The 16,230-nt window shown below is 72.0% G+C and carries 17 protein-coding genes and 1 pseudogene; 9 read left to right on the top strand and 9 right to left on the bottom strand.

Annotation, left to right across the window (positions count from 1 at the left end; all coding sequences use genetic code 11):
• The coding region (locus AC51EU_RS17020) for an ABC-F family ATP-binding cassette domain-containing protein (RefSeq protein WP_496267814.1) at window positions 1-1,599 on the bottom strand (1,599 nt) is incomplete at its 3' end.
• Window positions 1,600-1,794: 195 nt separating this feature from the next.
• On the opposite strand from AC51EU_RS17020, the gene AC51EU_RS17015 reads away from it, so the two are divergent.
• The 3 genes from AC51EU_RS17015 (at window position 1,795) to AC51EU_RS17005 (ending at window position 3,615) form a co-directional block, all read left to right on the top strand.
• The gene (locus tag AC51EU_RS17015) at window positions 1,795-2,157 is read left to right on the top strand and encodes a hypothetical protein (protein WP_496267813.1); all 363 of its coding nucleotides are present in this window, start codon (window positions 1,795-1,797) and stop codon (window positions 2,155-2,157) included.
• 97 nt (window positions 2,158-2,254) lie between these two features.
• The gene (locus AC51EU_RS17010; RefSeq protein WP_496267812.1) at window positions 2,255-2,851 is read left to right on the top strand and encodes a Uma2 family endonuclease; all 597 of its coding nucleotides are present in this window, start codon (window positions 2,255-2,257) and stop codon (window positions 2,849-2,851) included.
• Window positions 2,852-2,895: 44 nt separating this feature from the next.
• Window positions 2,896-3,615 (top strand): alpha/beta hydrolase, encoded by a 720-nt coding sequence (locus AC51EU_RS17005; protein WP_496267811.1) that lies wholly within the window; start codon window positions 2,896-2,898, stop codon window positions 3,613-3,615.
• A 69-nt stretch (window positions 3,616-3,684) separates the two neighbouring features.
• On the opposite strand, the gene AC51EU_RS17000 is transcribed toward AC51EU_RS17005, so the two are convergent.
• The 7 genes from AC51EU_RS17000 to rsmI all read right to left on the bottom strand — a co-directional run bounded on the left by AC51EU_RS17000 (window position 3,685) and on the right by rsmI (window position 9,299).
• Window positions 3,685-3,981, bottom strand: a complete 297-nt coding sequence (locus tag AC51EU_RS17000) for a DUF397 domain-containing protein (protein WP_496267810.1) — start codon at window positions 3,979-3,981, stop codon at window positions 3,685-3,687.
• A complete protein-coding gene (locus AC51EU_RS16995) occupies window positions 3,953-4,813 on the bottom strand; it encodes a helix-turn-helix domain-containing protein (RefSeq protein WP_496267809.1) in 861 nt (286 codons plus the stop codon). The genes AC51EU_RS17000 and AC51EU_RS16995 overlap by 29 nt, the downstream gene beginning before the upstream one ends.
• An 88-nt stretch (window positions 4,814-4,901) precedes the next feature.
• Entirely contained in the window at window positions 4,902-5,810 is a 909-nt protein-coding gene (locus AC51EU_RS16990) for a 4-(cytidine 5'-diphospho)-2-C-methyl-D-erythritol kinase (RefSeq protein WP_496267808.1), read from the bottom strand.
• Window positions 5,807-6,706 carry a 16S rRNA (adenine(1518)-N(6)/adenine(1519)-N(6))-dimethyltransferase RsmA gene (gene rsmA / locus AC51EU_RS16985; RefSeq protein ID WP_496267807.1) on the bottom strand — a complete coding sequence of 300 codons (900 nt, stop codon included), beginning with the start codon at window positions 6,704-6,706 and terminating at the stop codon, window positions 5,807-5,809. The genes AC51EU_RS16990 and rsmA overlap by 4 nt, the downstream gene beginning before the upstream one ends.
• Window positions 6,707-6,754: 48 nt before the next feature.
• On the bottom strand, window positions 6,755-7,654 hold the full coding sequence (locus tag AC51EU_RS16980) for a TatD family hydrolase (RefSeq protein ID WP_496267805.1): 900 nt from the start codon (window positions 7,652-7,654) through the stop codon (window positions 6,755-6,757).
• A 64-nt stretch (window positions 7,655-7,718) separates the two neighbouring features.
• A complete protein-coding gene (locus tag AC51EU_RS16975) occupies window positions 7,719-8,150 on the bottom strand; it encodes a hypothetical protein (RefSeq protein WP_496267804.1) in 432 nt (143 codons plus the stop codon).
• Window positions 8,151-8,447: 297 nt separating this feature from the next.
• The gene (gene rsmI, locus AC51EU_RS16970) at window positions 8,448-9,299 is read right to left on the bottom strand and encodes a 16S rRNA (cytidine(1402)-2'-O)-methyltransferase (protein WP_496267802.1); all 852 of its coding nucleotides are present in this window, start codon (window positions 9,297-9,299) and stop codon (window positions 8,448-8,450) included.
• A 98-nt stretch (window positions 9,300-9,397) separates the two neighbouring features.
• Between rsmI and AC51EU_RS16965 the strand changes: the two genes are divergently transcribed.
• Together AC51EU_RS16965 and AC51EU_RS16960 are read left to right on the top strand one after the other, a co-directional pair.
• Window positions 9,398-11,134 (top strand): dolichyl-phosphate-mannose--protein mannosyltransferase, encoded by a 1,737-nt coding sequence (locus AC51EU_RS16965; RefSeq protein WP_496267800.1) that lies wholly within the window; start codon window positions 9,398-9,400, stop codon window positions 11,132-11,134.
• Window positions 11,135-11,378: 244 nt separating this feature from the next.
• On the top strand, window positions 11,379-12,167 hold the full coding sequence (locus AC51EU_RS16960) for an NUDIX domain-containing protein (protein WP_496267798.1): 789 nt from the start codon (window positions 11,379-11,381) through the stop codon (window positions 12,165-12,167).
• Here the strand turns inward: AC51EU_RS16960 and AC51EU_RS16955 are convergent.
• A complete protein-coding gene (locus tag AC51EU_RS16955) occupies window positions 12,151-13,158 on the bottom strand; it encodes an NsdA family TPR-like regulatory protein (RefSeq protein WP_496267815.1) in 1,008 nt (335 codons plus the stop codon). The two genes, AC51EU_RS16960 and AC51EU_RS16955, sit on opposite strands and share 17 nt — an antisense overlap.
• A gap of 897 nt (window positions 13,159-14,055) precedes the next feature.
• Here AC51EU_RS16955 and AC51EU_RS16950 point away from each other — a divergent pair.
• The 4 genes and pseudogenes from AC51EU_RS16950 to AC51EU_RS16935 form a co-directional block, all read left to right on the top strand.
• On the top strand, window positions 14,056-14,232 hold the full coding sequence (locus AC51EU_RS16950) for a hypothetical protein (protein WP_496267796.1): 177 nt from the start codon (window positions 14,056-14,058) through the stop codon (window positions 14,230-14,232).
• Window positions 14,233-14,797: 565 nt separating this feature from the next.
• Window positions 14,798-15,127, top strand: a complete 330-nt coding sequence (locus AC51EU_RS16945) for a hypothetical protein (RefSeq protein ID WP_496267795.1) — start codon at window positions 14,798-14,800, stop codon at window positions 15,125-15,127.
• Window positions 15,127-15,582 carry a hypothetical protein gene (locus AC51EU_RS16940; protein WP_496267794.1) on the top strand — a complete coding sequence of 152 codons (456 nt, stop codon included), beginning with the start codon at window positions 15,127-15,129 and terminating at the stop codon, window positions 15,580-15,582. Before AC51EU_RS16945 ends, AC51EU_RS16940 begins: the two co-directional genes overlap by 1 nt.
• Window positions 15,579-16,230, top strand: a pseudogene (locus AC51EU_RS16935) (hypothetical protein); the annotation flags it as partial. The gene AC51EU_RS16940 and the pseudogene AC51EU_RS16935, both read left to right, overlap by 4 nt.

Below are 16,230 nucleotides of genomic sequence, written 5' to 3'. Positions count from 1 at the left end.
AGTACCTGGAGCGGCGGGCTTGCGCGGGGCGGCGGCCGGCGCGGGCGCGGGCGCCGCCGCCTCGCTCATCCGCTGCCGCCGCTCCAGGTACTCGTCGAGACCGCGCGGCAGCATCCGCAGCGCGGCGTCGCCGAGCAGCGCGAAGACGCGGTCGGTGGTGCGCTCGACGAAGTACCGGTCGTGGCTGATGACGATCATCGAGCCGGGCCAGCCGTCGAGCAGGTCCTCCAGCTGGGTCAGCGTCTCGATGTCGAGGTCGTTGGTGGGCTCGTCGAGGAAGAGGACGTTCGGTTCGTCCATCAGCAGCCGCAGGATCTGGAGCCGCCGGCGCTCACCGCCGGAGAGGTCGCCGACCGGTGTCCACTGCTTCTCCTTGGTGAAGCCGAACTTCTCGCACAGCTGCCCCGCCGTCATCTCCCGTCCCTTGCCGAGATCGACGCGTTCCCGCACCCGCTGCACGGCCTCCAGCACCCGCCAGGTCGGGTCGAGTTCGGCGACCTCCTGCGAGAGATATGCCAGCTTGACGGTCTTGCCGACGACGATCCGGCCGGCCGCGGGCTGCCGCTCGCCCTCCGTACGCGCCGCCTCGGCCAGCGCCCGCAGCAGCGAGGTCTTGCCCGCGCCGTTGACGCCGACCAGACCGATGCGGTCGCCGGGGCCGAGCTGCCAGGTCAGATGCTTGAGCAGCAGCTTGGAACCGGCCTGGACGGTCACGTCCTCCAGGTCGAAGACGGTCTTGCCCAGCCGCGAACTCGCGAACTTCATCAGCTCGGCGGTGTCGCGCGGCGGCGGCACGTCCGCGATCAGCTCGTTGGCGGCCTCGATCCGGAACCGGGGCTTGCTGGTGCGCGCCGGGGCGCCGCGCCGCAGCCACGCCAGCTCCTTGCGCATCAGGTTCTGCCGCTTGGCCTCCTCGGTCGCGGCGATGCGCTCCCGCTCGGCGCGGGCGAAGACGTAGTCGCTGTAGCCGCCCTCGTACTCGTAGACGGTGCCGCGCTGCACGTCCCACATCCGGGTGCAGACCTGGTCGAGGAACCAGCGGTCGTGGGTGACGACCACCAGCGCCGAGCGGCGGGCCCTCAGGTGGCCGGCGAGCCAGGAGATGCCCTCGACGTCGAGGTGGTTGGTGGGCTCGTCGAGGACGATCAGGTCCTGTTCGGCGATCAGCAGCTTGGCCAGCGCGATCCGCCGGCGCTCGCCACCGGACAGCGGGCCGATGACGGTGTCCAGGCCCTGCCCGAATCCCGGCAGGTCCAGCCCGCCGAACAGCCCGGTCAGCACATCGCGGATCTTGGCGTTGCCCGCCCACTCGTGGTCGGCGAGGTCGCCGATGACCTCCTGCCGGACGGTGGCGGCCGGGTCCAGGGAGTCGTGCTGGGTCAGCACACCGAGCCGCAGGTCCCCGGAGTGGGTGACCCGCCCGCCGTCCGCCTCCTCCAGCTTGGCGAGAATCCGGATCAGGGTGGTCTTACCGTCCCCGTTGCGCCCGACGACGCCGATCCGGTCCCCCTCGTTGACGCCGAGCGAGACACCGTCGAGCAGGGCACGGGTCCCGTACACCTTGCCCACGGCTTCCAGATTGACGAGATTGACGGCCATCTCACTCCTGCGCTTCGCCTCGATCGACGTTCCCAGCGTAATCGGCGCGCGGAGGGCCTTCCGCCGGGGACGGAGACCGCCACCTGGCTCCCCCTCCTGTCGCTCTCGTCGCTCCCGTCACCTGAGTACCTGGCGCATCTCACGTAGGTATCCGTCCCCAGGCCCCCGCCGGACCGCGTGCATAGCGTTCTCCCCATGAACGACGCACCGCCCCGGGCCACCCCCACCACGCCCGACGACGGCCCGACCACCGGCGAGGTGCTGGGCCGGATCGCCCTCGGCATCCTCCTGCTCGGCTTCGCCGCGGCCACCGCACTGTTCGCCCCGTTCCTGGCCATGGCGAGCGACAACTGCTTCGAGGGCGACACCCGGACCATCTGCACCGCCACCGGCCAGCAGATCGTGGGCTACGTCCCCTGGGGCGCCGCCCTGATCTCCGCGGTCCTCATCGTGGCCGGCGTGGGCAACCGCCGCCCCTCGGGCGCGGTGTGCCTGTTCCTCGCCGCCTGCCTGCCCGCCCTGGCGTGGCTGGTGGCGCTGGGGATCGCGGGGGCGTGACGCGGTCGCGACACGGTCACTCTTTGTGATGACGTGATGTGATTCTGGCCGCTACCGTGGACGAGCAGGCCAAAGAATCCCACCCATGGGAGGAACCATGACCGCCGAATTCGTCGAGCAGCATCACTGGCCGATGCCCCCGCTGGACGGGTACACGGTGGACGACCTGTTCACACTGCCAGATCTCCCGCCGCACACCGAACTGCTCGACGGGAGCCTGATCTTCGTGAGTCCGCAGCGCAGCTTCCACGCCGACATGGTCGACCTGTTGATCCATGGCCTGCGGCAGAGTCGGCCGACCGAGTTCAAGGTCAAGCGCGAGATGACCATCGTCCTCGACAAACGCAACGGTCCCGAGCCGGACGTGAGCGTGATCCGTGCAGAGGCGATCACCGGGCAGCACCAGACGAGATACCAGGCCAGGGATGTCCTCCTCGCCATCGAGGTCGTTTCCCCGGAGTCGGAGTCCCGCGACCGCACGACCAAACCGCAGAAATACGCAGCGGCCGGCATCCCGCACTTCTGGCGCGTCGAGCAGAACGACCCCGACAGCCCGCCCGTCATCCACGTTTACGAACTCGACCCGATCACCAAGGCGTACGTGCACATGGGCATCCACCGCGACCGGATCAAGGTCGACAAGCCCTACGCCATCGACATCGCCATCGACCTGACCGCGATCGACGCGCTGTAGGGCGCCTCCGGGTCCCTCCAGGGTGGTCGTTTAGAGTCCCCGCCATGACGGGCGAGCAGGGTGGGGCAGTGGCGGCGGAGTACGCGTGCGTGCCGGGGCCGGGCGGGAAGCCGGTGGATGTGTATCGGCCGGTGGGGGCGGACGGGGTACTGCCCGTGGTGCTGTTGTGGCACGGGGTCGGCCCCGATGAGCGGGATGTGCTGGGGCCGTTGGCGCAGGCGGTGGCGGGGCGCGGGGTGTGGGTGATGGTGCCCGATTGGCGGTCGGACGCGGCGGACGGTGGGCGGGCGCATCTGCTGGAGTCGCTGGCCTTCGCGCGTGGGGCGGCGGGGGACGGAGGACCGTTCGTGCTCGCCGGGTGGTCGGCGGGAGCGACCGCCGCGCTGGGCGTCGCGCTGCGGCCCGATGTGGTGGGCGGGTGGCGGCCGGACGCGGTGGTGGGTGTGGCGGGGCGGTACGAGCTTCCGGCCCGCACCACCAGTGTCCCGCCGCTGGACGATGTGGCGGCGGGCCGGTTGCCGTGCGCCCCGGTCCGGCTCGTCCACGGCACCCGCGACACCGTCGTGGACCCCGAGTGCTCCCGCGGCTTCGCCGCCGCTCTGCGCGCGGCCGGTGCCCCGGTGACGCTTCAAGAGCCCGTCACCGACCACGCGGGCGTGATCATGACGGAGTACGACCCGGTGGCCGATCGTTGCCGCCCGACCACGGCGGAACACGCGCTGCGGGCCGGGGAACTGGTCGCGGGGGTACTGGCTGCCGGGTGACGGGGCGGGCTCGCCGCCGGCGCTCGCCCGCCGTCGGCCCTCATTCCACCGCGAAGGCCGACACCCCGCTCAACGCCCGTGCGAATCCCCGCCCTTGACGGCCGAGACGAACGACGCCCACCCGGCGGCCGGGAAGACCAGTACCGGACCGTCCGGGTGCTTGCTGTCGCGGACGGGGACGATGCCGGGCAGGCCGTCCGCCACCTCGACGCATTCGCCGCCGGTGCCGTTGCTGTGGCTGCTCTTGCGCCAAAGGGCGGCTCCGGGGAAGCCCTCGCCGACCTCGACGCAGTCGCCGCCGGTGCCGTTGCTGTAGCTGCTCTTGCGCCACGCGACGCTACTCAGGTCGAGTGCTGTGCTTGCCATTTCGGAAGTCCTCTGCCGCTGTCTCGATCATGGACAGAGACGCCGCGGGCGACAGTGCGGCGGCCCTGAGCAGATCGTACGACTCCCGGTACTGCCTCACGAGCGGTGGATAGTCGATGAGTTGGCCGCTGTGCAGGCTCTCGACGTACACGACGGGAGGAGCGTCCGCGAAGGTCATGATCCTCGTCATGCCCATCATGAAGGGATGGGTAGCGCTGGTTTCCGGGACGATCTGCAGAATGGAATGTGTGGCCCTGATGACCTTCGCGATATGGTCCAGCAGTTCCACCAACTGCTCGCCCGCAAGCACCGGTCGACGGATCAGCGATTCGTCGACGATTGCCCAGAACTTCGGTGGGTTCCCCGAGTCGAAGAGTGCCGCCCGTCCCATCCGGGCATTCACCTTCGTCTCCACTTCCTCGTCCGAGGCACGCGGCATAGCGGCCCGCACAACCGTCCGCGTATACGCCGGTGTCTGGAGCAGGCCGGGGACCAGCATCGGCGCCCAGTCCTCGATCGTCTCCGCGCACTGCTCCATCTCCAGCGCGTCCGCGAAGTACTCCGCGTGCCCGGACTTGCGGGCCATTCGCACCGCTTCACAGCGGCGCTCGAAAAAGCCGTTGGTGTTGAGCTTCTTGTCGATGTGAATGGCCAGGTGTAGGGGCATGCTGCGCTCACCGCGCTCGATCTGGCTGAGCAAGGAGATGCCGTGGAAGCTGCCTTCCGCAAGCTGTTCCAGGGTGAAGCCCGCATGTTCCCTGAGATAGCGCATTTCCGCGCCGTAGAAGCAGGGAACGCTGGCTGAGGGATCGGTGTCCTTGCGAGGAGGCATGACTCACCACCGCTGTTTGCCGGTTGTCCGGTACAACCCGATTCCTCGGCACGGTACGCCGCGACAATGCCGCTGTGTGAGCGGTCCGTCACTCTTCACGCATAAGGGTGGCCCCGGGCACGGGGCCCGCCGCGGTGCGGGCCGTGCGGCAGGTGCCCGAGGCGCGGAGGGCGGCGGCGATACGGGCGGCCCGCTCCGCGTCGGCCGCGAGGAAAGCGGTGGTCGGGCCGGAGCCGGAGACCAGGGCGGCCAGGGCGCCCGCGGCGGTGCCGGCGTCCAGGGTGGCGGCCAGGGAGGGGCGCAGGGAGAGGGCGGCGGGCTGGAGGTCGTTGGCGAGGACGGCGGCGAGGGCGGCGCTGTCGCCGGATGCGAGGGCGGCGAGCAGGGCGGGGGACGGTTCGGGGGCGGGGACGTCGGTGCCCTCCGTCAGCCGGTCGAACTCGCGGTAGACGGCCGGGGTGGACAGGCCGCCGTCGGCGACGGCGAAGACCCAGTGGAAGGTTCCGCCGACGGGGAGCGGGGTGAGGAGTTCGCCCCGGCCGCGGCCCAGGGCCGCGCCGCCGACCAGGCTGAACGGTACGTCGCTGCCCAACTCCGCGCAGATGTCGAGGAGTTCGTCGCGAGTGGCGCCGGTCTTCCAGAGGGCGTCGCAGGCGAGCAGGGCGCCCGCGGCGTCGGCGCTGCCGCCCGCCATACCGCCGGCGACGGGGATGTCCTTGGCGATGTGCAGGTGGACGCGGGGCTCGATGCCGTGGCGGGCGGCGAGGAGTTCGGCGGCGCGGGCGGCGAGGTTCGTCCGGTCCAGCGGTACGCGGTCGGTGTCGTTGCCCTCGGCGGTGATCCGCAGGGTGTCGGCGGGGGTGGCGGTGACCTCGTCGTACAGGCCGACGGCGAGGAAGACGTTGGCGAGGTCGTGGAAGCCGTCGGGGCGGGCGGCGCCCACCGCGAGCTGGACGTTGACCTTGGCCGGCACCCGGACGGTGACCGCTGCGTTCATGCCTTCTCTCCCCCGGTTCCTGCTGCGTTCCGGTGCTCGGCGATGCGGGCGAACTCCTCGACGGTCAGGGCCTCGCCGCGGGCCTGCGGCGAGATCCCGGCGGCGACCAGGGCGGCCTCCGCGGCGGCGGCCGAGCCCGCCCAGCCGGCCAGCGCGGCCCGCAGCGTCTTGCGGCGCTGGGCGAACGCGGCGTCGACCACGGCGAAGACCTCGTCGCGGGTGGCGGTGGTGGCCACGGGCCGCTCGCGGCGGACGAGTTCGACCAGGCCGGAGTCGACGTTGGGCGCGGGCCAGAAGACATTGCGGCCGATGGCGCCGGCCCGCTTGACCTCGGCGTACCAGTTGGCCTTGACGGACGGGACGCCGTAGACCTTGTTGCCGGGGCGGGCGGCGAGCCGGTCGGCGACCTCGGACTGGACCATGACGAGGGTGCGCTCGATGGTCGGGAAGGTCGCGAGCATGTGCAGCAGGACGGGCACCGCGACGTTGTAGGGGAGGTTGGCGACGAGCGCGGTGGGCGGCGGGCCGGGCAGCTCGGTGACGTGCATCGCGTCGCTGTGGACCAGCGCGAAGCGGTCGGCGCGCTCCGGCATCCGGGCGGCGACGGTGGACGGCAGGGCGGCCGCGAGGACGTCGTCGATCTCGACGGCGGTGACCCGGTCGGCGGCCTCCAGCAGCGCGAGGGTCAGCGACCCGAGGCCCGGTCCGACCTCCACGACCACGTCGTCGGGACGCACCTCGGCGGCGCGGACGATCCGGCGGACGGTGTTGGCGTCGATGACGAAGTTCTGGCCGCGCTGCTTGGTGGGACGTACCCCCAGCGCGGCGGCCAGTTCCCGGACGTCGGCGGGGCCGAGAAGGGGGCCGCCCTCTTCATGCGTGCTGCTCTTGCTCACCGGTGCAGCTTACGGGGGCGGCACCGCGCACCCCGCATCCCGCCCGTCTCAGTACCCGAAGGCCCGTGCCGTGTTCGCGGCGACGGCGGTGGCCAGCGCGTCCTCCGTCATGCCCTTGACCTCGGCCATCGCCCGGAGGGTGACGGGGATGAGGTAGGGGGCGTTGGGGCGGCCGCGGTAGGGGGCGGGGGTCAGGAACGGCGCGTCGGTCTCGACGAGGACCAGCTCGGGCGGGGCGACGGCAAGGGCCTCGCGCAGCGGCCGGGCGTTCTTGAAGGTGACGTTGCCGGCGAAGGAGAGGAACCAGCCCGCCTCCGCGCAGACCTCCGCCATCGCGGCGTCGCCGGAGAAGCAGTGGAAGACGACGCGGTCGGGGGCGCCCTCCTCGCGCAGGACGCGCAGTACGTCGTCGTGGGCCTCGCGGTCGTGGATGACCAGGGTCTTGCCGTGCCGCTTGGCGATCTCGATGTGGGCGCGGAAGGACCGCTCCTGGGCGGCCATGCCCTCGGGCCCGGTACGGAAGTAATCGAGGCCGGTCTCGCCGACGCCGCGGACGTACGGGAGAGCGGCGAGCGCGTCGATGCCGTCGAGGGCCGCGTCGAGCGCGCCGTCCCCGCCGGGCGCGCGGGCGCCCTGCCGGGACCAGCCGTCGGGGTCGCCGTGGACGATCCGGGGTGCCTCGTTGGGGTGGAGGGCGACGGCGGCGTGCACCGGCTCGTGGGCGGCGGCGGTCTCGGCGGCCCAGCGGGAGCCGGCGAGGTCGCAGCCGACCTGGACGACGGTGGTGACGCCGACGGAAGCGGCCTTGGCCAGGGCCTCCTCGACGGTGCCGGACTGCATGTCGAGGTGGGTGTGCGAGTCGGCGACGGGGACCCGCAGCGGCTCGGGCAGCGGCGGCGGCGCGTCCTTGTCGGACGTCGGGGACGGGGTCTGGGCGTGCTGGGCCATGGCCGCGATCCTACGAGGACCGCGGCCGGCGGCTCCTGCCCGGCCGCCCCGCGGCCGCCGGGGCTCAGGTGTGACTGTCGTGGTGCTGGAAGGGGTGCAGCAGGTCGGAGAGGTGGAAGTGGTGGCGTACGGGCGTGCCGTCGCCGTCCCCGTTCCCGTTCGTGCGGGGCTTGGCGGCCGCGGGGCGGGGCCGGTGCATGCGTTCCACGGCGTCCGACACCTTCGAGACCTGCCCGGCGCGCATGATGCGCACCACGGTGCTGCCGCAGCCGGTGCAGCCGGGGTGGGTCAGCGGGGACGGGACGCGCTGTCCGTCCGCGTAGTAGACGGCGCGGGTGGTGCCGGTGGCGTCCACCGCGTGTCGTATTTCGTACGCCTGTTCCCAGCCATGGCCGCATTGCATGCAGGCGAAGGCGTACGCCTCGTGGACCACCGGGTCGCGATCGACGCGCCCGGTGGTGGTGGTCCTGGTGCCGGTCCCGGCAAGCTCACTCATGCCGCACCCCCGCTGTTCCCGCGGCATGCCCGCCGCGGGTCGGTCCGCTCGCTGCACGTGCTCATTCGCGCTCCTCTTGTCCGCAGGACAAGGTGTCCGGGGACCGTTCGGCCCCTTGTCCAGTGGACGCCTTTCCGGACCGCGGCGCAGCAGGGGTTCTTACCTGTTGGCGGAGATTTGGCGGAACGCAGGGGAAAGGCCCCTTCGGGCGCCCTTGCCCTTTACCTTCCAGGGGCGTTCGTTTACCCGCGGGAGCCGGGTTTGCGCCACGGAGAGCGCCGGGAGCCGCCCGGGGGCTCAGGACGATGGCGCGTTCTTGGCGGCGACGACGGCGTCGAACACCTCGCGCTTGGGGAGGCCCGCCTCCGCGGCGACGGCGGCGATGGCCTCCTTGCGCCGCTCCCCCGCCTCCTCGCGCAGCCGCACCCGGCGCACCAGTTCCTCGGGCCCCACGTCTCCCGGCGCGGCCTCGGGCGCGCCCTCGACCACGACGGTGATCTCCCCGCGGACTCCCTCGGCGGCCCAGGCGGCGAGTTCGCCGAGGGGGCCGCGCCGGACCTCCTCGTACGTCTTGGTCAGCTCGCGGCAGACGGCGGCGCGGCGGTCGGCGCCGAAGACCTCGGCCATCGCGGCGAGGGTGTCGTCGAGGCGGTGCGGGGACTCGAAGTAGACGAGGGTGCGGCGCTCTCCCGCGACCTCGCGCAGCCGGGCGAGCCGCTCGCCGGCCTTGCGGGGCGGGAACCCCTCGAAGCAGAAACGGTCCACCGGGAGGCCGGAGACCGCGAGGGCGGTCAGCACGGCGCTCGGGCCGGGCACCGCGGTGACGGTGACCCCGCGCTCGACGGCGGCGGCGACCAGCCGGTAGCCGGGGTCGGAGACGGACGGCATGCCCGCGTCGGTGACCAGCAGCACCCGCGCGCCGCCCGCCAGCGCCTGGGCCAGCTCCGGGGTGCGGGCCGCCTCGTTGCCCTCGAAGTACGACACGATCCGCCCCGCGGGCCGTACGTCCAGCGCCTGGGTCAGCCGCCGCAGCCGGCGGGTGTCCTCGGCCGCGATCACATCGGCGGCGGCCAGTTCCCTGGCGAGCCGCGGCGGGGCGTCCGCCACATCGCCGATGGGCGTTCCTGCGAGTACGAGCGTTCCAGTCACGCCCACCATCCTCCCAGCCGCGCGCCGTGCCACGTCCCCGCGGGATCGCGGGCGACGCCCGGTGTCGTCCTCCGCCGTCCACAGGCCCCTTCCCTACGATGGGACGGGTGACCAGTGAGACCGCGACCGACGCCGCAGCCCCCCACGCACCGCAGCCGGGCCGTCGGCCGCCCGTGTGGCGGCAGCGGCTGCGCCGCTTCGGGTACACCGGCCGCCCCCCTGTCGATCTGCGCGCGCGGCTGGTGCCGCCGTTCCCCGAGCCGGGGGTGCGGCTGTGGGAGCTGTGCGGTGTCCGGCCCGCGCTCGCCGCGCGGCTGGCGCGCTGGTCGGGCTGGGGCGGGCCGCTCCTGGTGACGCTGTTCGCCGGTGTGCTGCGGTTCTGGAACCTCGGCAGCCCGCACAAGGTGATATTCGACGAGACGTACTACCCCAAGGACGCCTGGTCCCTGCTGCGGTACGGCTACGAGGGCACCTGGTCCAAGGACGCCAATGACGCGCTGGTCGCCGCGCACCCGTCGATCCAGCTCGGCCCCGATCCGTCGTACGTGGTGCATCCCCCGGTCGGGAAGTGGCTGATCGCCCTCGGCGAGTGGGCCTTCGGCATGAACCCGTTCGGCTGGCGGTTCATGGTGGCGCTGCTCGGCACGTTGTCGGTGCTGATGATCTGCCGGATCGGGCGGCGGCTGACGCGGTCGACGGCGCTGGGCTGCCTGGCGGGCGGGCTGCTCGCGGTCGACGGGCTGCACTTCGTGATGAGCCGTACCGCGCTGCTCGATCTGATCGTGATGTTCTGGGTGGTGGCCGCGTTCGGGGCGCTGCTGCTCGACCGGGACCGTACGCGGGCGCGGCTGGCGGCGGCGCTGCCGGAGGACGCCGACGGGCGGGTGCGGCCGGACGCGGAGATCGGCGACCGGATGCGGCTGGGGTGGCGGCCGTGGCGGCTGGTGGCCGGGCTGTGCCTGGGGCTGTCGGCCGCCACGAAGTGGAACGGCCTGTACTTCCTGGCCGCCTTCGCCCTGATGTCGGTGCTGTGGGACGTAGGGGCCCGCCGGACGGCCGGGGCCCGGCGCCCGGTGCGGTCGGTGCTGCGCCGCGACGTGGTGCCCGCCTTCGGCGCGACCGTCGTCGTGGCCCTCGCCACCTATCTGGTGTCGTGGACGGGCTGGATCGCCGGCCGCAACGGCTACTACCGCAACTGGGCCACCACCCCCGAGGGCCGCGACAGCGCCTGGACCTGGCTGCCGGACTGGCTGCGCAGCCTGTGGCACTACCAGACCGAGGTCTACTCGTTCCACACCGGCCTCACCACCCCGCACACCTACCAGTCCAACCCCTGGAGCTGGCTGGTCCTGGGCCGCCCCGTCTCGTACTTCTACGAGGACCCCAAGGCCGGCCAGGACGGCTGTACCGCCGCCGAGGGCTGCGCCCGCGAGGTCCTGGCGCTGGGCACCCCGCTGCTGTGGTGGGCCGCCTGCTTCGCGCTGCTCTACGTCCTGTACCGGTGGGCGTTCCGGCGGGACTGGCGGGCCGGGGCCATCGCCTGCGGGGTCGCGGCGGGCCTGCTGCCGTGGTTCGTCTACCAGGAGCGGACCATCTTCCTCTTCTACGCGGTGGTGTTCGTCCCGTTCCTGTGCCTGGCACTGGCGATGATGACCGGCGCGCTGCTGGGCCCGCCCGGCTGCTCCGAACGCCGCCGCACCGTCGGCGCGGTCGGCGCGGGCGTCCTCGTCCTCCTCATCGCCTGGAACTTCGTGTACTTCTACCCGATCTACACGGGCCTGCCGATCCCCAAGTCGGCGTGGCACCAGAGGATGTGGCTGGACACGTGGGTTTAGCTGGGAAAACGACGGTGGGGGCGCAGGAGCATCTTGCGCCCCCACCGTCGTTATTGGTCGTTGTCGGTGATCTCCGGTCGCCCTTCGACGGCCCACAGACGGCCCAGCAGGGCACGTCTGGCCTGCATGTTCCCCCTCACCCCCGATCGCGATACCCCCGATCGCGATCATCCCCATTGGAGGCACCATGACCCGCCCCCGTTACGCTGGTACGCACCACCTCAGAACGGAGAGTGCTCCGCGGATGGGACCCAAGACGACCAAGGTCTACGAGACGCTGCGCGAACGCCTCGCCGAGGGTAGGTACGCCCCGGGCGAGAAGTTCCCTTCTGAACGGACCCTGACCGAGGAACTGGCCATCGGGCGCACGGCACTCCGGCAGGTTCTCGCTCGCCTCGTGGCGGAGGGGGCCCTGGAAGTCCGGGGCCGGAGTGCGTACCGCGTCCCGGGCGCGGTGAGCCTGAAGACGCCGGACGGGCCGGCGCCATGGCGTATCCATGGCGAGCGCGACATCTACGACAACCGGTGGGTCAAGCTTCAGCTGTGGGATGTAGAGCCGCCCGGCATGAAGCGGTTCGAGCACCACGTGGTGCGGCTGCACCACGTCGCCGTCACGGCCGTGATCGACGACCAAGAGCGCGTGCTCATGATGTGGCGGTACCGCTTCGTCCCGCAGCGGTTCGGGTGGGAGCTGCCCGGCGGCATCGTCGACGAAGGGGAGGCGCCGGAGAAGACCGCGCTGCGGGAAGTCGTCGAGGAGACGGGGTGGCGCCCGAAGAACCTTGAGCACGTGGTCACCTACCAGCCCATGGTCGGCATGGTCGACTCACCACACGAGATCTTCGTGGCTCGTGGGGCGGAGAAGGTGGGAGAGCCGACCGACCTGGAGGAGGCCGGGCACATCGAGTGGGTGCCGCTCGCCGATATCCCGGGGCTCATGGCCCGCGGTGAGCTGCTGGGGTCCGGAACCCTGGTCGCGTTGCTTCACATCCTGGCAACCAGGGGCAAGCAGAGCGTCACAGCCGCTCACTGAGCAGATCGACGCGTCGGCGCTGCCGCACCGAGCCGGTGCGGCTCGCCAACGTCCGCGCCTGCCGGAGATGGACGATCGCGTCGTCGCACTCGGCGCGGGCAAGGTGTGCGTGCGCCAGGTCGGCGTGGAGCCCCGCCCGCGCCCGCACGAAGGTGGGGTCCATCACCTCAAGCGCCCCGTAGAGACTGGTCACGGCGTCGCCGTCGCCGAGTAGGCCGAGAATGCTGCCGCGCCACCGGGCGAGATGGGCGCCGTTCAGGAAGATGCTGGGCATGTCCGGGTCCCGGTCCTCCGGGCCTGATGGGACCACGTCCATGGCCGAGTCCAGCACGCGCTTGCAGTCGTCCGCCATTCCGGCGTGCGCACACAGCTCCGCCTCAGCCGCGTACAGCCACGCCCGAAGCCGGGGTGAGCCACCGCGTCCAAGGGTGCGCTGAGCGTCGCGGACGAGATCTACTCCCAGCGCCGGCCGACCGGCATCGCAGAGCACGTACGCCTGCTCGCCCATCGCGTGGGCCAGGTACATCGGCTCCTCGGCGTCGCGCGCAGCACGCTTCGCCAACTCGTAATGCCGCCATGCCCGCTCAACCGCCCCGGAATTGATCGCCTGCCACGCGGCGAGGGTGGACGCCCCGGCGAGCGCGAGCGCCACGGGGCGGCGCGCGGTAGGCAGCACAGCGAAGTTCAGCGTGTCCTCAAGGGCGGCAAGATGCCCCGTCATCTGGTCGACGAGACTCGCGGCACCCATCTGCCGGTCCATGGTGCGGAGCAGCTCGGTCTGATCGTTGAACGCCTTCACCATTGACACGCTGACGCTGCCGGCGGAATCGATCCGGCTCAGCAAGTCGTCGTAGCCGCCCGCCACCGGGATCGTCGGCTTCTGGGTGACGCCCCTCAGCTCGCCATCGGTGACGCCGAGGACGTTTCGCAGGATCGCCGCGTAGCGGTCCGAGATCGAGCGCCGCCCGTTCTCCCACTCCGACACGTACACCCGCAGACTCGCGGTGGAGGCAACGTCGGTGAGGTTCTGTCGGGCGTACTGCTCGATCTCACGGATGAGCCGTTCCTGAGACCAGCCGCGCGCTGCCCGCGCGTTTCGCAGTTCTGATCCTGCGCTCACAAGGTGCTCCGTTCGGCGTCGGTCCGATCGCTGCCAGGTCATGGTGCCTCACATCGCCGCAGGTCAAAAGGGGTTAACGGCAACCCTTAACTAGCGGCCCATGAAGGTTAGTTGGCTGCCGCAGCACCCCCTCTACGCGGTCCCCTTGATGTGCGCCGAGGGGTGACCGCCACTCAATTCAGCGATCCACCTTGACTCTGGTGCGCACCAGATGCCAACCTACTGGTGCGCACCAGATGGGGCGCAAACGCCCGGAGGGTGCCGCCAAGCGGTGCCCGAAGGAAGCGGCTGTTGGCTTGAGAACTGAACAGTGATCGTGCGGGACCGTCGCGAGAGCGGGGGCCACGGCAGGCGTCTAGGTCGAGAGACCGGGGGCGAACCGCCGAGGTGAACGACGCTCTCCCCCTACGTGTGGCATACCGCTCCGGACACCGGGGCGTGGGGAGGTACAGCGAAGTCCCGGCATGTGGCGAGATGAGACAGATCGCCCCCACGGACGGATGGGTGAAGACCGTCCTCGCGGCCATGCCAACACCCCAACGAGGGCGGCCGCAGCTGAGGCGCCGCACACACGCGGCGCGCGTCACAGCCACGACATGACGCACCGGGGCCCCGCCCCGGCAGCCCTAAGAAGGCATTCGGCGCACCGCGCCACCAACACTTCGCAGCCTCGCGCTGCCCGTCGTCACCAGCCCCCGCCCCGGCGGCCGGACTGGTGCCGGCGGAGTGCGCGAAGACGCGCACCGCTCCGCCTCACCAAGGAGAGAAATGAGCGGCAACGAGACGCACAACCAGGTCCAGGGCTCGGACGTTGAGGGCTCCGTCTTCCAGACCGGCGATGTCGTGATCAACGGGGGGATTCACCACCACGGGAGCGGTGACACCGCCGCCGTCATGAACAAGACGTACTACGGCAACGGCAACGACGCCGGAAACGAGGGCTGAGGTCTGGCCAACCCGCTGGTGGCGCCGCCGCGCGGGGCCACCAGCGTCCCTAGCCCCGATGGTCGCAGGCCGGGTTCAACTCCCGGCCGGGGCACTGCGGCCCGCCGTGATGGCGAGCCGCGGGCACACGCCCGACACACGGAGCGCCGTCCGGGCGGCCACCCGGACGGCGCGACACAGGCACCTCGGTGAAAGGACTACCTGTGCGCGACAGCATGGCATTTGCGGCCCCGCCGCCGCACCCCACCGACTCCGACCCGGACTTCGACGAGGCTCTGCGCCGCGTCCGGACGGGGGGTCGCCGCTGATGGCGGACACGCCCCCGCTCGACGGCCCCACCGCCAACGACGACGACCTCGACCACGCCCTGTTCGGCCCGTACGACGAGAGCGGCGGTGACGGCGATGAGTAACACGCCCTCCGAGCCGCAGCCCGCTCCCGAGCCCGCCCCGGACGAGCGGCAGATCCACCTGCGCGACATCCCCCACCTCCCCTGACACCCGCCTCCTCCGGGCGCCCGGCCTCGTGCCGGGCGCCCGTCTTCGCATGCCCTGGAGGGCACCCCATGCGCACTTACATCGGCCGCCACCTGGTGGCCACCGACACCGACCTGCTCGACCTCGCCCTCAGCACGCCCGTCGACCTGTGGGTCGGCGACAACACCGAGACCGACCAGGAGCGCGCCGCCCGCCTCGACGCCGGCCGCGACATCCTCGCCGACGACCCCCACCTCTACGACCGCGCCCTGCACGCCGCCGCCGACCTGCTCGACGCCCACCCGCACCTGATCGTCCTGTCCGACACCGGTCGCCCGTCCGGGACCGCCCGGCACACGCTCGCCGAAGTCCTCCCGCTCCCCGACCGCCGTACCGCCGCCGAGGGGGAGGCCGCGTGATGCTGCGCCTGATCACCGCCCGCCGCCTGGCCGACCTGGAGTCCGAGCGCACCCGTCTCCAGGCCGAGCTGGAGACCGCCCGCGCCGCCACCGACAAGGCGGTGGCCCGGGAGATGACCGCGCAGGTCGCGCTGCGCGCAGAGCTGGACCACGCGGAGGCCCGGACCGCCACAGCCGTGTGGGACCGGGACGTCGCCCAGCACGCGGCAGACCAGCTGCGCGCCGAGGTCGACGGGCTCACCGCCGACGCCGCTGCCCCGGTCACCATCTATGTCCTGCTGCGCTACGGCGTGCTGCACAGCGTCCACCGCACCGTGGAGGACGCCCAGTCCAGTGCGGCGGCGGGAACTTCACGCATTACCTGGGGGCCGGACGACGGCCGCTCCCTCACTGAGGTCCTCTGGCATATCCGCCGCTGTGTCCTGCCTGCCCCGCGGGGAGGTGAGGACGGGTGACCGAGCTGCTCCATCTCATCCCCGATCAGCCGTCCTGGCTGTCGTGGGCCCTGCCGCTGACCGTGGCCGTCCTCGCGGTGGCCGTGGTCGTGGCGGGCGTGCGCGCGTTGCGGCGGTCGGTGTTGCTGTCGGGCATCGGCCCGCAGGCGTTCGTCGCCCTCGGCGGCGTCGCCGTGTCCGTGTACGGCCTGTGGGGGTTCGCCACCCAGACCGTGCACCTGCCCGAGCCGCTGGCCGCCGCGTTCATCGGGGTCTTCGACGCGGCGGAGATGACGCTGCTGGTCATGCTCTACCGCGCCGCCGACCCCACCCTCGGCTGGACGCGGCAGCTGCGGCTGATGCACCGCACCGCCTGGATGCTGGTCGCCTTCTCCGCCGGCATGAACGCCGCCCACGCCCCCAACTGGATGGCACGGCCCGTCCTCGCAGCCGTCCCGGCGCTGGCCGCCTGGCTGATCGAACTCCAGCTGCGGCAGAAGCTCGGCGGCGGGGCACCGGAGGACGATCCGTCCTCCCGGCCGGGGCCCGCGCGGCTGCTGGCCCTGATCTGGCAGCACGGCTGGTCCTGGCTGTTCGCCGTTCTCGGCCTGGACGCCCGGCACTCCGGCGACGCCATCGCCCGCGCCGCGCTCGCCCAGCGGGCCGCCC

This window comes from Candidatus Streptomyces philanthi, from assembly GCF_059553635.1.
The sequence above is the reverse complement of the archived record's forward strand: the minus strand, read 5'-3'. Positions and strand labels throughout refer to the sequence as shown.

Coding starts and splice junctions, on each gene's coding strand:
- AC51EU_RS16945 (WP_496267795.1), top strand. CDS start 14,798: ATGCGCACTTACATCGGCCGCCACCTGGTGGCCACCGACACCGACCTG.
- AC51EU_RS16995 (WP_496267809.1), bottom strand. CDS start 4,813: ATGCCTCCTCGCAAGGACACCGATCCCTCAGCCAGCGTTCCCTGCTTC.
- AC51EU_RS17000 (WP_496267810.1), bottom strand. CDS start 3,981: ATGGCAAGCACAGCACTCGACCTGAGTAGCGTCGCGTGGCGCAAGAGC.
- AC51EU_RS16950 (WP_496267796.1), top strand. CDS start 14,056: ATGAGCGGCAACGAGACGCACAACCAGGTCCAGGGCTCGGACGTTGAG.
- AC51EU_RS16965 (WP_496267800.1), top strand. CDS start 9,398: ATGGGACGGGTGACCAGTGAGACCGCGACCGACGCCGCAGCCCCCCAC.
- AC51EU_RS17015 (WP_496267813.1), top strand. CDS start 1,795: ATGAACGACGCACCGCCCCGGGCCACCCCCACCACGCCCGACGACGGC.
- AC51EU_RS17010 (WP_496267812.1), top strand. CDS start 2,255: ATGACCGCCGAATTCGTCGAGCAGCATCACTGGCCGATGCCCCCGCTG.
- AC51EU_RS16990 (WP_496267808.1), bottom strand. CDS start 5,810: ATGAACGCAGCGGTCACCGTCCGGGTGCCGGCCAAGGTCAACGTCCAG.
- AC51EU_RS16980 (WP_496267805.1), bottom strand. CDS start 7,654: ATGGCCCAGCACGCCCAGACCCCGTCCCCGACGTCCGACAAGGACGCG.
- AC51EU_RS17005 (WP_496267811.1), top strand. CDS start 2,896: ATGACGGGCGAGCAGGGTGGGGCAGTGGCGGCGGAGTACGCGTGCGTG.
- AC51EU_RS16940 (WP_496267794.1), top strand. CDS start 15,127: ATGCTGCGCCTGATCACCGCCCGCCGCCTGGCCGACCTGGAGTCCGAG.
- AC51EU_RS16960 (WP_496267798.1), top strand. CDS start 11,379: ATGGGACCCAAGACGACCAAGGTCTACGAGACGCTGCGCGAACGCCTC.
- AC51EU_RS16975 (WP_496267804.1), bottom strand. CDS start 8,150: ATGAGTGAGCTTGCCGGGACCGGCACCAGGACCACCACCACCGGGCGC.